11 protein-coding genes are annotated in these 12,811 nt (G+C 73.3%); 7 read left to right on the top strand and 4 right to left on the bottom strand.

All coding sequences use genetic code 11. The annotated features are described in order from the left end of the window. Window positions 1-85: 85 nt before the first annotated feature. Complete coding sequence (locus NQZ70_RS19175) at window positions 86-1,420, bottom strand: cytochrome P450 (RefSeq protein WP_165374045.1); 1,335 nt, start codon at window positions 1,418-1,420, stop codon at window positions 86-88. Window positions 1,421-1,659: 239 nt separating this feature from the next. On the opposite strand from NQZ70_RS19175, the gene NQZ70_RS19180 reads away from it, so the two are divergent. The 3 genes from NQZ70_RS19180 to NQZ70_RS19190 all read left to right on the top strand — a co-directional run bounded on the left by NQZ70_RS19180 (window position 1,660) and on the right by NQZ70_RS19190 (window position 5,126). Beyond that, window positions 1,660-2,142, top strand: coding sequence for a hypothetical protein (locus tag NQZ70_RS19180; RefSeq protein WP_129575503.1), 483 nt, complete (start codon window positions 1,660-1,662; stop codon window positions 2,140-2,142). A gap of 33 nt (window positions 2,143-2,175) precedes the next feature. Beyond that, a complete protein-coding gene (locus NQZ70_RS19185; protein ID WP_129575504.1) occupies window positions 2,176-3,201 on the top strand; it encodes an SMP-30/gluconolactonase/LRE family protein in 1,026 nt (341 codons plus the stop codon). 143 nt (window positions 3,202-3,344) lie between these two features. After that, the gene (locus NQZ70_RS19190) at window positions 3,345-5,126 is read left to right on the top strand and encodes a PEGA domain-containing protein (protein ID WP_165374046.1); all 1,782 of its coding nucleotides are present in this window, start codon (window positions 3,345-3,347) and stop codon (window positions 5,124-5,126) included. A gap of 18 nt (window positions 5,127-5,144) precedes the next feature. Here NQZ70_RS19190 and NQZ70_RS19195 read toward each other — a convergent pair whose 3' ends face one another. Next, window positions 5,145-6,164, bottom strand: a complete 1,020-nt coding sequence (locus NQZ70_RS19195) for an AraC family transcriptional regulator (protein ID WP_129575506.1) — start codon at window positions 6,162-6,164, stop codon at window positions 5,145-5,147. Window positions 6,165-6,194: 30 nt separating this feature from the next. Further along, window positions 6,195-7,007, bottom strand: coding sequence for a nitrilase-related carbon-nitrogen hydrolase (locus NQZ70_RS19200; RefSeq protein ID WP_129575507.1), 813 nt, complete (start codon window positions 7,005-7,007; stop codon window positions 6,195-6,197). Window positions 7,008-7,256: 249 nt separating this feature from the next. Between NQZ70_RS19200 and NQZ70_RS19205 the strand changes: the two genes are divergently transcribed. From NQZ70_RS19205 to NQZ70_RS19215, 3 genes are all read left to right on the top strand, one after another. Next, on the top strand, window positions 7,257-8,354 hold the full coding sequence (locus NQZ70_RS19205; protein WP_129575508.1) for a hypothetical protein: 1,098 nt from the start codon (window positions 7,257-7,259) through the stop codon (window positions 8,352-8,354). A 237-nt stretch (window positions 8,355-8,591) separates the two neighbouring features. Beyond that, window positions 8,592-9,128: a VOC family protein gene (locus NQZ70_RS19210; protein ID WP_165374047.1), complete on the top strand. Its 537-nt coding sequence runs from the start codon at window positions 8,592-8,594 to the stop codon at window positions 9,126-9,128. Continuing rightward, window positions 9,128-10,342 carry an alpha/beta hydrolase gene (locus NQZ70_RS19215; RefSeq protein WP_129575510.1) on the top strand — a complete coding sequence of 405 codons (1,215 nt, stop codon included), beginning with the start codon at window positions 9,128-9,130 and terminating at the stop codon, window positions 10,340-10,342. The genes NQZ70_RS19210 and NQZ70_RS19215 overlap by 1 nt, the downstream gene beginning before the upstream one ends. A 49-nt stretch (window positions 10,343-10,391) precedes the next feature. Here NQZ70_RS19215 and NQZ70_RS19220 read toward each other — a convergent pair whose 3' ends face one another. Beyond that, complete coding sequence (locus NQZ70_RS19220) at window positions 10,392-10,997, bottom strand: polysaccharide biosynthesis/export family protein (RefSeq protein ID WP_129575511.1); 606 nt, start codon at window positions 10,995-10,997, stop codon at window positions 10,392-10,394. Between the two features lie 248 nt (window positions 10,998-11,245). Between NQZ70_RS19220 and NQZ70_RS19225 the strand changes: the two genes are divergently transcribed. Beyond that, a complete protein-coding gene (locus NQZ70_RS19225) occupies window positions 11,246-12,805 on the top strand; it encodes an O-antigen ligase (RefSeq protein WP_237245431.1) in 1,560 nt (519 codons plus the stop codon). Window positions 12,806-12,811: the final 6 nt, after the last annotated feature.

Raw genomic sequence — 12,811 nt, forward strand, 5'->3', positions numbered from 1 at the left:
TCTCCTCCGGCGCCGCCGTGCCCCGGTGATCGGGGCAACGCCTTCCGATCCTCGGCGCCTCGCCGCGCGCCGCCTGCGCCCGGGATCAGGCGGCGGTGCGGAGGGCGGCGCGGCTGCGGGCGCGCAGGGCGAGCGGGACGCCGCCGGCGGGGCCGAGCGTGAGGTTGCGCCGCACGGGCCGCGGCGGACGCTCGTCGAGCAGGCGGAACTCCCACGCCGACAGCGCCACGCCGAGCACGATCTTCATCTCGAACATCGCGAAGGCCGCGCCGATGCAGCGGCGGTTCCCGCCGCCGAACGGCAGGTACTCGAACGGGGAGTACTTGCGCTCGAGGAAGCGCTCGGGCCTGAAGCGCGACGGCTCGGGGTAGAGCTCGGGGCGGTGGTGCACGAGCAGGATGCACGGCGCGACCCCCGTCCCCGGCGGGAGGGTGTGCTCGCCGAGCCGGAACGGCTGCGCCGCCATGCGCGGGGCCTCGGTGACGATCGGGTGCAGGCGCAGCGCCTCCTTGCACACCGCGTCGAGGTAGGGCAGCGCGGCGAGGCGCTCCGGGTCGGGCTCCGGGCCGAGGGCGTCGATCTCGTCGCGCAGCCGCGCGAGGACGGTCGGGTGGCGGTGCGCGTGGTCCAGGGCCCACGCGAGGGCGAGCGCGGTGGTCTCGTGGCCGGCGAAGAGCAGCGTCCGGAGCTCGTCGAAGATGGCCTGGTCGCTCATGATCGAGCCGTCGTCGTAGCGGGCCGCGACCATAAGGCTCAGGATGTCGTCGCCCGGCGCCGCGCGCGCCCGCTCGATCTGCTCGCGGCACAGGGCGTCCAGGTGCTCGACGCGCCGGCGGAAGCGCGCGTAGGGGCCGAGGCCCCCGAGCTCGCGCTGCAGGACCGGCAGGAAGGTCAGCGCCGGGGTCAGCGCGTCGGTCATCGCGACGATCGCGCGCGCGAACGCGCTCATGCGGGACGGTTCCTCCACCCCGAAGACGGCGCGGAGGATGACGTCGAGCGAGATCGCCTGCGTGATGTCCTGGGCGACGGCGCGGGGCGCGCGCGCCGCCTCGGCGAAGCGGCGGGCGGCGACGTCCGCCATCGCCGCCGCGTAGGCGCGCATGCGGTCGCCGTGGAACGGCGGCGTCAGCAGCTTTCGCTCGCGCCGGTGGCGCTCGCCCGAGAGCATGACGAGCGAGTGCTCTCCGACGAGCGGGGCGATCGACTTGGTGGCGTACGGGACGAGCGCGTCGGGCGGCGCCGTCATCACGTCCTGCACCGACGCGGGGCTGCCGGCCATCACGACGTCGCCGTTGTACATCGGGACGTTGAAGACGTCGCCGTACGTGGCGGCGCACCGGGACAGGAGCTCGATCGGACGCGTGAGGAACCGGTAGGTCGTCAGCAGGCGGCCCTGCGGGCCTCGGGGCAACTGGCTCATGGCGCACCTCGGCAGGAGCTCGATCCCGATGGCGCGCGGCGCCTCGCCGGGATCGATCGAACGATGAGGCCGGCGCGGCGGCGCGGCAGCGGCGTCGGGCGCCAACGTTGCGACGGATCGCGCCAGCGGGGCGCGGCGGAGCGGGCGCGCGGCGGCGCGGGCGCGCGGCGGCGGGAGGAGCACGAGCGCGGCGGCCGGTCGCGGTTGGCGCGCGCGGCTCGGCTTGCGATCATGGCCGCATGTCCAGGTACCGCAGCGACATCGAGGTGGTGCGACTCCGCATTCACGAGATCGAGGAGCGGCTGCGCCGCGTGCGCGCGCAGCAGATCCGCGCCGAGGCGGCCGCGAACCTGGGTCCCGAGGCCACGCGGCCGTTCAGCCGGGGCATGTACCACCTCGGCCGGGCGGTCAGGCGGCTGCTGCGCAGGCGGGGTCCGGCGCCCGCGCAGGAGCTCGCGGCGGCGCGGGCCCGGCTCGCCTGGCTGGAGCGGCGGGTCGCGATGGCCGAGGTGGAGCTCTCGCGCGCCGAGGCGGAGCGCTCGCGCACGGAGGCGGAGCGCTCGCGCGCGAGCCTCGGGTCCGATCGGTGGGAGCCGGTGAGCGGCGCTCGCCCCGGGGCGATGCCGGCGGTTGACCTCGCGCCGGCGGTGCCGCAAAGCGCGCCGTCCGGCCGCCTGGCCTACCGGCTCGGCCGGGCGATCGGGCGGTTGAGCCGGCGCTGAGCCGGCGCTGCTTCGCCACCAGGAGGTTTTCTCATGGCACGAGCCCTCGGCATGTTCACGTCCCTCGTCGCAGCGGCCGCGATGGTCTCCTGCGGCGGGGAGGCTCCGCCGCCCGCGCTGGCACCGGCGGCCTCCGCTTCCGCCGCGCCCGTCGCGACGAGCGGCGTCGAGCCCCCGCCCGCGGCCCCGGCTGCTCCCGCGGCGTCCACGGCGGCGCCCGAGCCGCCCGAGCTGGCCGCGCCGCGCCCGGTCGCCAGATACACCGGCTTCGCCAAGCCGGAGAGCGTGCTCTACGACGCGGACAACGACCGCTACCTCGTCTCGAACATCAACGGCAATCCGGGCGACAGGGATAACAACGGCTTCATCTCCGTCCTCTCGCCCGACGGTCAGGTGACGAGCCTGAAGTGGATCGAGGGCGGCAAGAACAAGGTCAAGCTCGACGCGCCGACGGGCTCGGCGATCGCGAAGGGCGTGCTCTACGTCGCCGACCTCACGACCGTGCGGATGTTCGACCTCAAGACCGGGGCGCCGAAGGGGGAGATCGCCATCCCCGGCGCGACGTTGCTGAACGACGTCGCGGCGGCGCCGGACGGCAAGGTCTATGTGTCCGATTCCGGCTTCACGATCGGCGCGACCGGCAACCTCGAGGCGACGTCGAGCGACGCCATGTACGTCATCGAGAAGGGCAGGGCCAGGGCGCTGGCGAAGACCACCGACCTGCGCATGCCGAACGGCCTCGCGTGGAGCGACAAGGGGCTCGTGGTTTGCTCGAGCGGCGCTCCCGAGGTCTTCGTCCTCGACGAGAAGGGCGAAAAGCGGGACGTGACCACCACGGCGCCCGGCGGCCGCCTCGACGGCCTGATCTCCCTCGGAGACGCGCTCCTCGTGACCAGCCACGACGCCTCGGCGGTGCTCCGCGGGAAGCTCGGTGGGACCTTCGAGGTCGCCATCCCCGAGCAGGAGACGCCCGCGGACATCGGTTATGACACGAAGCGCGGGCGCGTCCTCGTGCCCCACGTGATGGTGGATACGGTCGACGTGTACGAGCTGAGGTGATCTGCGGACGAAAGACGACCGATCGATGGATGGTTGGGCGGGCGGCGAGATACCCCGGCCTCCAACCGGCATCGCCGAATCCCGACCCTCCGTGCGTGGTGAGCGCCGATGACGGCGGGATGACCGTGAGGAGGGCCGAGCGCGTGCGTTCATTCTATTCGAGATCACTGGCCGGCTGGATCCTCGCGCTGGGACTGCTCGCCTCCGGTGCCAGGGCGGCGCCCCCTGCGGCTTCGGGCAAAGCACCGCAGACCGCAGTCTCCGGCGACGAGGCCGAAGCGCGCGCCCACTTCGAGACGGGCGTCGCGCACTTCGACAAGCAGGAGTATCGCGAGGCGCTGGAAGCGTTTCGCAGGTCGCTCTGGCTCAAGAAGAACCGGAACAGCATGGGTTATATCGCCTCGTGCCTCAAGCAGCTCGGCCAGTACGACGAAGCGCTGGAACAGTATGAGGAGATGCGCCGCGAGTATCCGAGCCTGCCTGCGAAGATGGAGGCAATCGTGGCGGCGGACATGGCGGAGCTATCGGGCCTGGTAGGGACGCTGACGGTGGCGGGGGACGCGCCGGCCGGGGCGTCGCTGTTCGTCGACGCTCGCCTGCGGGGCAAGCTCCCGCTGGAAAAGCCGCTGCGTGTGAGCGCGGGCAGACGGGCCGTCCGCGTCGAGAAAGAGGGCTTCGCGCCGCTCACGATGAGCGTGCAAGTCACGGCCGGAAAGGAGAACGTGGCGGAGCTCGTGGCGAAGTCGAGGAAGGGGCGGCTCGTGGTGAGCGAGAAGCACAACTGGGTGCTCCACGTGGAGCTGGACGGACAAGAGGTCGGGGTGACGCCCTGGCAGGGGCTCGTGGATCTCGGGGAGCACCAGGTGCGATTGCACGGGTTCATGGGGGTGGAGGCGCTGGCCGCATGCGATGCGCCCGCGATGGCCGCGAAGGAGGGAGCGAAGGTGGCCTCGAGCGTCGAGACCGCGCGGGTGAGTCTGTACGAGGAGACACGGGTGGTGCTGGGGGCAGAGGAGCAAGATACGTCGCTGCGGGTCGAATCGACGCCCGAGGGGGCGACGGTGAGGGTCGATTCGAAGGTGGTGGGTAAAGCACCTTGGGAAGGGCGGCTCCCTCTGGGGGAGCATGAGATCGAGGTGAGCGCGAGCGGGTTCTATTCTGCGAAGCAAGCGGTGCAGCTCGAGCGGCGCAAGCAGCGGCAGTTGTCGGTGTCGCTGGAGCGGCAGCTGGACCGCAAGCCGCCGAAGATCGCGCTCGACGCGAGCGCGTCGTTCCTGCTCGCGCCGACGCTCGGGGGCGACGTCGCCCGCTGCTCCGGCGGCTGCTCGGGCTCGCTCGTCCTCGGCGGCGCGGCCTTCCTCGGCGGCGCTTACGAGTTCGGCTCGGGGATCGGCTTCGGCGTCGAGCTCGGCGCGCTCTTCGCGACGCAGCAGATCGAGGAGCGCTCGGCGGAGCTCTTGCCGGTGGGTTATCAGGTTCCGCTCAGCGGCACGGCGAGCGACGCGCTCCGCCTCGGCGGACTCCTGGCCGGCGTGACCGTCGGGTACCACGTGGAACAGCGCTTTCCCCTGCTGTTCCGCCTCGGCGCCGGGGCGCTCATCGGCCAGATGCGCGACGAGCGCGAGGGCAGGTTCAGGACGACCGCGGGGGAGTGGTTCGACACCCCGCCCGCCGCGACCTTCTCGTCCGCCCCGTACGCCTACCTGGCCCCCGAGGGGCGCCTCGGCGCCCGCGTTGCCGAGCACTTCGAGGTTTCGGCCAGCCTCAAGATGCTGCTTCTCGTAGCGCTCGATCAGCCGAGATGGGATCCGACGATCGAGATCCCGGCGGCGAGCGACGGCATAGGCATCTACCGGCCCGACTCCGTGATGGGCGGCATCGTGCTGATGATCGCGCCCGGCGTGAGCCTCCGTCACGACTTCTGATCGCTACGACGCGCCGAGCTACCGGACGCGGGTGCGCCGGTACTCGCCCGGGGTGGTGCCCGTCCAGCGGCGGAAGCTGCGGTAGAAGTGGCGCGGCTCGCCGTAGCCGAGCAGGAAGGCGATCTCCTGGAGCGCGAGATCGCGCCGGCGGAGGAGATCGAGCGCCTTGCCGCGCCGGGCCTCGTCGAGCTGCGCCGTGAACGACGTGCCGAGGTCCTTGAGGGCGCGCTGGAGCGAGCGCGTGCTCATGCCCAGCGCGCGCGCGATCCGCGCCTGGTCCACCTCGCCGCGATCGAGCCGCTCGCCGATGAGGGCGCGCACGCGCGCGTCGAGCGGCGCCGCGCCGGCCGGCGCCGCGCGCGCGGCGAGGAGCTGCTCGGCGTGGCGAACGAGGTAATCGCGGACCGAGGGATCCGCGCCGACGAGGGGCGCGTCGAGCACGCGCGCGTCGTAGACGAGGCCGGTCGCGGCCGCCTCGAAGCGCACCGGGGCGCCGAGCGCCTCCTCGTAGAGCGGGGTCGGGTGCCGGCGGGGGTGGCGGAACATGGCCTCGAGCGGCCGCGCGGCGCCGTCGAGGTAGAGCGCGATGAAGCGCGCGAGCGTCGCGACCATCATCTCGATCGGCTCGGCCATCGCGACGACCCGCGGCTCGTGCTCGAGCGCGAGGTGGATCACCTCGCCGCGCTTCTCGACGACGATGCGGAGGTGCGGGTCCATGAGCCGGAAGAAGCGGCCATAGACCGCGACCGCGTCCCGCAGGGTCTCGCTGTGGCGGACGACGTGCCCGACGATGCCCACGACCGAGACCGGGATCCAGCGCGCGTAGGTCAGCCCGAGCGGCTCGCCGGGGAGGCGCTCGAGCATGAGCGCCCACAGCGAGGAGAGCGACGCGTACGGCACGAGCTCGTCGGGCGCGGCGAGCGCCTCGGGCGAGACGCCGGCGGCGCGGAGGAGCTCGTCGTGCGGGACGCCGCTGGACGAGGCGAACGCGATGAGCGCGGCCGGCATGGATGCGAAGACGAGCTCGCCGTCGGACATGGCGCGGGCCGAGGATAGCGCACGCGCTGCCTATCCCGTGCGGGCCGCGCGCTCCCATGCGGCGTACACGTCGGGGCGGCGCTCCGAGAGATAGCGGTTGTCCGCGCGCGAGGCGCGCTGGAGCTCGGGATCGAGATCGGCGAAGAGCAGGTCCTCGCCGGCGGCGCCCGCGGCGGCCAGGACCGAGCCGTCGGGGGCCGCGATGATGCTCTGGCCGCACAGGACGGTGTCTCCTTCCTGCCCAGAGTGGTTGGCGTAGGCGATGAACACCTGGCTCTCCAGCGCGCGCGCGGGCGGCAGCGTGCGGGCCACCACGCCGAACGGCTCCGGGAGCGCGGTCGGCGCGCACACGAGATCGGCGCCGGCCAGCGCGACGCCGCGCACCGCCTCGGGAAACTCGATGTCGTAGCAGATCAAGAGACCGATCCGGAAGCCGTGCAGGGCCGCGATGGGCAGCTCGCCGCGGCCCTGGGTGAACACCGCGGCCTCGTCCGGGCCGTAGAGGTGCGTCTTGCGGTAGGTCGCGAGGCGCGCCCCGGCGCGATCGAAGAGGTGCGCGGCGATGAAGAGCTCCCCGTCGGGCCCGCGGTCGGGCGCGCTGGCGACCAGCGCGACGCCGCAGCTCGACGCGACCTCCGCGAGCCGCCGGGCGATGGCCTCGGGCGACGTCGCGAGCATCGTCCGGGGCACCAGCGCCGGCACGTAGCCCGTCGTGAACAGCTCCGGAGTGACCAGGAGGTGAGCGCCGCCCTCGGCGGCGCCCCGGGCCGCGGCGGCGATGCGCGCGACGTTGATGTCCACCTGTCCCGGGACGGCGTTGGCCTGCAGCACGGCGATGCGCATGAGATCGACCCTCCAGCGGCCTTCCGGGGCTCCAGCGTACCCGATGGGCCCTGCGCGCGATCGGGTGAGCGAGGTTGACGCGATGCGGCAATGCCGGGTACCATGGCGCGGATGCTTGGGTTCGAGCGTTCGCCGGGGTCCAGCTCCCCTCGTGCAAGGGCACGCGCCGCCGCGGTCCTCTCGCTGGTCGCCGTCTCGGCCTGCTGCGGCGCTCCCGATCGCGCGGATTCGCCCGCCCAGAGCGCGACGATGAGCGAGGCGCCGCCGTCGGCTGATGCGGGCGATGCGGGGGGCGCCGGGGCGGGCGCCGGCGGCACGGGCGGGGCCGGGGCGGGCGCGGGCGGCGCTGGCGGGGCCGGGGCGGGCGCGGGCGCGGGCGGGGTCGGGGCGGGCGGCGCGGGTGCCGGCGGCGCGGGCGGGGCCCCGCTCGCCGACCTCCAGGGCTGTCATGGCGAGAAGCGGCCTCTCGTGGTCTCCCGCCAGATGCCTTATGCCGTCGCGCGCGTCGGCGCCGCCGAAGGCCATTTCCTCCTCGATTTCGGCACCACGGCCAGCACCATCGACCCGCAGGGCTTCGCGGGCGGGGTGGCCCCCGCGCCCGTCGCCGGCAGCGCCGATCGGTTCGCCGACTTCGATTTCTACGGCCCCTGGGGCACCGTCCGCCTCACGGTGCAGGACCACTCGGGCGTCCAGGGCACGGTGCGCCAGGCCGGCATCCTCGGCACGGACTTCCTGTCGCTCAATGCGTTCACGCTCGATTACGAGGACGGCGCCGTCTACCGGGCCGACGCCGGGGCGCTCTGCGCCGACGAGATCCTGCGCGCCGAGGGCATGAAGCCGCTCTGGACCGCGGGATACTACTCTTCCGATCTCGCCGCGGTCCAGCCGGGCTTCCCGAACGTGCCCACCGTCCCGGCGCGCATCGGCGCGGCGCAGGCCGTCGCGCAGCTCGATACGGGGTACGACGACGCGGTGTACCGGCGCTCGGTCAACATCAACCGCGCCTTCTTCGCGGCGATCGAGGCGGCCGGGATCGACCTCGATCCGGTGCCCGAGGCCGCGATGTCGCTGAGCACCTGTGTTCCGGGGCAATCGGAGCAGGTCTCCGCCTACCGCGTCCTCCGGGGCGCGCCGTTCGAGCTGGTCAGCACCGACGGATCCGCCGCCGTCGCCGCGCAGGACGTGATGCTGTTCCTCAAGGACACGCCGCCCGAGGCCAGGCAGTGCGGCGGGATCGGGACGTGGTCCATCCCCGCAGCGCAGGTGGCCGCGTCGTTCTACGTGGACGCGAGGCGGCTCGTGTTCGACCCGGTCACGTCGCGCGTGTGGATGGGGGCGCCGCGGTAGCGGCGATCGCCCCTAGCGCACCGCGCTCGGGGCCCTCGCGACCGCGCCGTTCGGAACGCAGCAGCCTTATCGGCCGAGCGGGGTCGCGCCCGGTTCATCCGCGTTGCGCCGCGACGCGCGAGCGCTCGTGCGATATCGTGCCATATCGTGCCATAGAGTGACGGAACGATGAGATGGCATTCACCTTGAACGAGCTCACCCGTTCGTGGCATGATCGTCCTGCACAAGGGGGGTACGATGGGGGTGCATCATATCGCGCTGGCGGCCGGGGATCTGGTCGCCACACACCGGTTTTATACCCAGGTGATGGGGTTCCGCCTTGTCAAGGTCATGGCGGTCCCTTACGAGGGCAGCCGTGACGGGGGCTGGGCGAGGCACGCCTTTTATCAGACGAGCGAGCCGGAGGGGCCGCTCCTGGCGTTCTGGGAGGTGCACGAAGAGGCGGTGCGGGGGCGCTTCAGGACGGATATCTCGACGGGGCTGGGGCTGCCGGCGTGGGTGAACCACCTCGCCTTCAGCGCGCCGACCAGCGAGTTCTACAGCCGGATGCTCGCGCGGTGGCTCTCGCACGGTCACGAGGTCACCGAGATGGATCACGATTTCTGCCGTTCGATCTACACGATGGATCCCAACGGCATCATGGTCGAGTTCTGCCAGACGCTGCGCCCCTTCTCGGCGGACGAGGTGGCCGAGGCGGAGCGCTCGCTCCTCGATCCCATGCCGCCGCTCGAGCTGCCGCGGCCCGTGATCGTCCACCGGCCGCAGGTGGCGTGATGAGCGCGCCTATCGTCGATGCGATGCTGGGGCACGGGCGCCGCCCCGCGGCGGTCGGTTATTGGCCCTCGCCCGAGGACGATCCGGCCGTTCCCCTGGGGCGGGAGCCGGTCGCGGCCGTGGGGAGCGACGGCGCGGTCGTGCGGGGCCTGTTCTGGACGCCGCCGGGCGGCCGCTTCACGGTGGCGGCGGTGCTCGCGCACCCGCGGGCGGATTTCTCGGTCCATTACCTCTGCCCGCTGCTCGCGGCGCGCGGGGTGGCCGCGCTCGGGTGCGCGACGCGCTACGTGAACAACGATACCGACTGTCTCCACGAGAAGGCGGCGCTCGATGTCGAGACCGCGGTGGAGGCGGCGCGGGCGCGGGGCGCCGAGGCGGTGGTGCTGCTCGGCAACTCGGGGGGCGGCGCGCTGCTCGCGCTGGCGGAGGCCGGCGCGGCGGCCGAGGGGCGGCGGCTGGGGGACGCCTTCGTCGCGCTGGCGGCGCACCCGGGGCAGGGGGTGTTCCTGGAGCAGGCGATCGACCCTTCAGTGGTGGACGAGGGAGATCCGCTGTCGGTCGATCCGTCGCTCGACATGTACGATCCGGCCAACGGCTGGCGGCCCTGGCCGTCGCCGTGCAGGTACGGCCGCGCGTGGCTCGCGCGCTACCGGTCGGCGCAGCGGGCGCGGGTCGCGCGCATCGACGCCGCGGCGCGGGCGGCGATCGAGGCGCAGGCCGACGCGACGGCGGCGCTGGAGGGGATGGCCCCGGAGCACCCCGAGTGGAGCCGGATGCGGCGGCGGAGCGCGCACGGGCGGTTCTTGACGGTATACCGCACGGTGGCGGATCCGGCGTATCTGGACCCGACCATCGATCCGGACGACCGCGCGCTCGGGTCGATCTTCGCGTCGCCGGATCCGTTCGTCGCGAACTATGGTTATGGGGGCGTGGCGCGGACGCTCACCGCGCGAGCGTGGCTGTCCACGTGGTCGAGCCTGTCGTCGCGGGCGCGGCTCGCGGACAGCCTGCGCGCGGTCGCGATCCCGACGCTGTTCCTGCACGCGACGGCGGACACGGAGATCCGGCTGCGGCAGGCGCGGGAGAGCTTCGAGGCGAGCGCCGCGCAGGACAGGAGCTACGTGGAGCTCCAGGGGGCGACGCACTTCCTGCAAGGGCACCGGCAGGCCGCGGCGGAGCTCATCGCGGCGTGGATCCGCGAGCGGCTCGGATAGGCCGGGGCGCGGCTCGGCGGGCGGATGCGCCCGCCATGATCGAGCGGCACTACGGCACCACCACCGTATCGTTCGTCTGCAGCGGCAGGTCCCCGCGGAGATCGCCTTTCTCGACGACCGCATCGAACACGAACGGAATCCGGCGCTCGCCGAGCGCGTCGCGCCGGACGATCACCACCTCGTCGGGATCGGCGAAGCGCGTGAAGCCGCCGGCGAGGGCGAGCGCCTGGAGCACGGTGATCTGCGCCCGCGGCGTGAACTCGCCCGGACGCGACACCTCGCCCATCACGTAGACGCGGTAGCTGTGGAGCTCCGCCACCTCCACGCTGACGACGGGTTTCTCGTGGTAGAACTTGGCCGCCTGCGTCGCGATCTCCTCGGCGATGCCCATGACGGTGCGCCCCGACGCCAGGATATCGCCGACGAGCGGGACCGTGATGAACCCGTCTGGCCGCACCGTGACGCGGTGGCTCAGCGCCTCGTTCTTCCAGGCGCGCACCTCCAGCACGTCGCCGGGGCCGACCGCATAGGCGCGGGTTGCGCGGCGCTCCGCCTCGAAATCGACCCGCGGGGCGCTCGCGCCGCAACCCGAGGACGCCGCGAGGGCCACCAGCGCGGAGCAGAGCAGGGCAATCCGGACACAGCGGGAGCACATGCGGTTATCACCCTCCATGATGGAACCGCGCACCAGCAAGCGCCGATCCCGCGGCCGCGCCCCGCGCCTGCTCCTCGCGCGCGCACCGGCGCGCTTCCCGCGTGCCGGTCGAGCCCACGGTGCTAGATCCGTCGCGCGGAAGGGGGGAATGCGCGCCGCGCTCATCGCGCTTGCGCGGGGCGCCTCGCCGCGGCCGTCGCGAGCCCGCGGCGCGGGCGGCCCGCGCGGCGCTCGCGGCGCGCCACACCATGGCAGCGTGGGTCGTGTGCGCGCTGTGCGCGCTCGTCATCCTCAAGCCGCAGGAGTTCATCCCCGCGCTCGAGGGGATTCCGCTCGTTCACGCGGCGTTCGGGCTCACCCTGCTCTGCGTCGCCCTCGACGTCGTGTGGCGGCGGCTCAAGCCGACGCTCGCGCCTCAGGTCGTCTACGCGCTCGCGTTCCTCGCCTGGGCGGCCCTCACCACCGCGCTCAAGCGCCCGGCCGTCCTCGAGGAGCGCGGCCTGCAGCTCGCGACCGTCGCGGGCGTCTTCCTCGCCGTCGCCTTCGCCGCCGCCTCGCCGCGCGGGGTGCGCGCGCTCGCGATCACGCTCGTCGGCTGCGCCGTCGTCACCACCGCGGTCGCGATCGTGCAGGCGTTCCAGCCCTACGGCTGCATGCTCGCCGCGCCCGACGACTGGGAAGGCAAGGGCGAGCTCGAGCCGGATGGACGCCCCTGCGAGACAAACCTCGACTGCCGCAAGGACCCGCCCGTCCCCGACGGCAACTACCGGTGCGAGCGCCCCGGGCCGCTCGGCACGTCGACCATCGACGGGCGCGTCCGCTACCGCGGCTCGCTCGCCGATCCGAACGAGCTCTCCCTGATGGCCGGCATGTCGATCCCGCTCGCGATCGCGCTCGCCGAGCGGCGCGGCGGCCGGCGCGCGCCCGCGACCCCAGGCGGTGCCGTCCCGCGCGCGCCCGCGACCCCAGGCGGTGCCGTCCCGCGCGCGCCCGCGACCCCAGGCGGTGCCGTCCCGCGCGCGCCCGCGCCGCCCTGCGGGGCGCGCCTTCGGCCTGCGCTGCCGCTCCTGCTCACCGATCGGCTGCTCTCGCGCGCGGCCGCGGCGCTGCGCGCGCTCCCCGTGGTGGCCGTCATCGCCGCGATCGGCGCGATGGTCGTCCTGTCGCGCTCGCGCTCGGGGGTGATCGTGTACCTGGCGGTCCTCGGCCTCACGTTCGTCCGGTGGAGCGGGACCCTCGGCGTCGTCGCCGCCTGCTTCATCGGCCCGCCCATGCTCCTGCTCGGCGGCCGGAGCGGCGACGAGGCGAGCGAGAGCTCGGAGGAGCGCGTCGAGCTGCTCCGGGAGGCGTTCGAGATGATCCGGCGCACCCGGGGCATCGGCGTCGGCGCAGGTCAGTTCGGCGACGAGTCGTCGCTCGGCCTGACCGCCCACAACTCCTACCTGCTCGCCGCGTCCGAGACGGGCCTGCTCGGGATGTGCCTGTTCGCGCTCGTCCTGTATGCGTCGATCAAAGTACCGCTCTCGATCTGGCTGGGCGACGCCGAGGTCGGCCCTGCGGCGAGGCGGTTCGCGCCGGCGATCTTCGTGAGCCTGTGCGGCGCGCTGATCGGCATCTTCTTCCTGTCGTGGGCTTACAAGGACGTCCTTTACATGACGCTCGGCGCTTCCGCTGCGCTTTATGGCGCGGCGCGGGCCGAGGACGCCCGCATCTCGGTGCGCGTGTCCCTGAGGGAGGTCGCGCTCGTGTGCGGCGGGATGTTCGCCGTGCTCATGCTGCTCAACGTCCTGCTCCGGTTCCTCGGGTGAGCGCGC

The sequence above is a fragment of the Sorangium sp. So ce836 genome, from assembly GCF_028553905.1.
GTDB lineage: Bacteria > Myxococcota_A > Polyangia > Polyangiales > Polyangiaceae > Sorangium > Sorangium cellulosum_D.

What these genes read in the sequence shown, in the direction of transcription:
- NQZ70_RS19220 (WP_129575511.1), bottom strand. Translation starts at nt 10,997, where the DNA reads ATGTGCTCCCGCTGTGTCCGGATTGCCCTGCTCTGCTCCGCGCTGGTG.
- NQZ70_RS19215 (WP_129575510.1), top strand. Translation starts at nt 9,128, where the DNA reads ATGAGCGCGCCTATCGTCGATGCGATGCTGGGGCACGGGCGCCGCCCC.
- NQZ70_RS19195 (WP_129575506.1), bottom strand. Translation starts at nt 6,164, where the DNA reads ATGTCCGACGGCGAGCTCGTCTTCGCATCCATGCCGGCCGCGCTCATC.
- NQZ70_RS19205 (WP_129575508.1), top strand. Translation starts at nt 7,257, where the DNA reads ATGAGCGAGGCGCCGCCGTCGGCTGATGCGGGCGATGCGGGGGGCGCC.
- NQZ70_RS19200 (WP_129575507.1), bottom strand. Translation starts at nt 7,007, where the DNA reads ATGCGCATCGCCGTGCTGCAGGCCAACGCCGTCCCGGGACAGGTGGAC.
- NQZ70_RS19175 (WP_165374045.1), bottom strand. Translation starts at nt 1,420, where the DNA reads ATGAGCCAGTTGCCCCGAGGCCCGCAGGGCCGCCTGCTGACGACCTAC.
- NQZ70_RS19180 (WP_129575503.1), top strand. Translation starts at nt 1,660, where the DNA reads ATGTCCAGGTACCGCAGCGACATCGAGGTGGTGCGACTCCGCATTCAC.
- NQZ70_RS19225 (WP_237245431.1), top strand. Translation starts at nt 11,246, where the DNA reads ATGGCAGCGTGGGTCGTGTGCGCGCTGTGCGCGCTCGTCATCCTCAAG.
- NQZ70_RS19210 (WP_165374047.1), top strand. Translation starts at nt 8,592, where the DNA reads ATGGGGGTGCATCATATCGCGCTGGCGGCCGGGGATCTGGTCGCCACA.
- NQZ70_RS19185 (WP_129575504.1), top strand. Translation starts at nt 2,176, where the DNA reads ATGGCACGAGCCCTCGGCATGTTCACGTCCCTCGTCGCAGCGGCCGCG.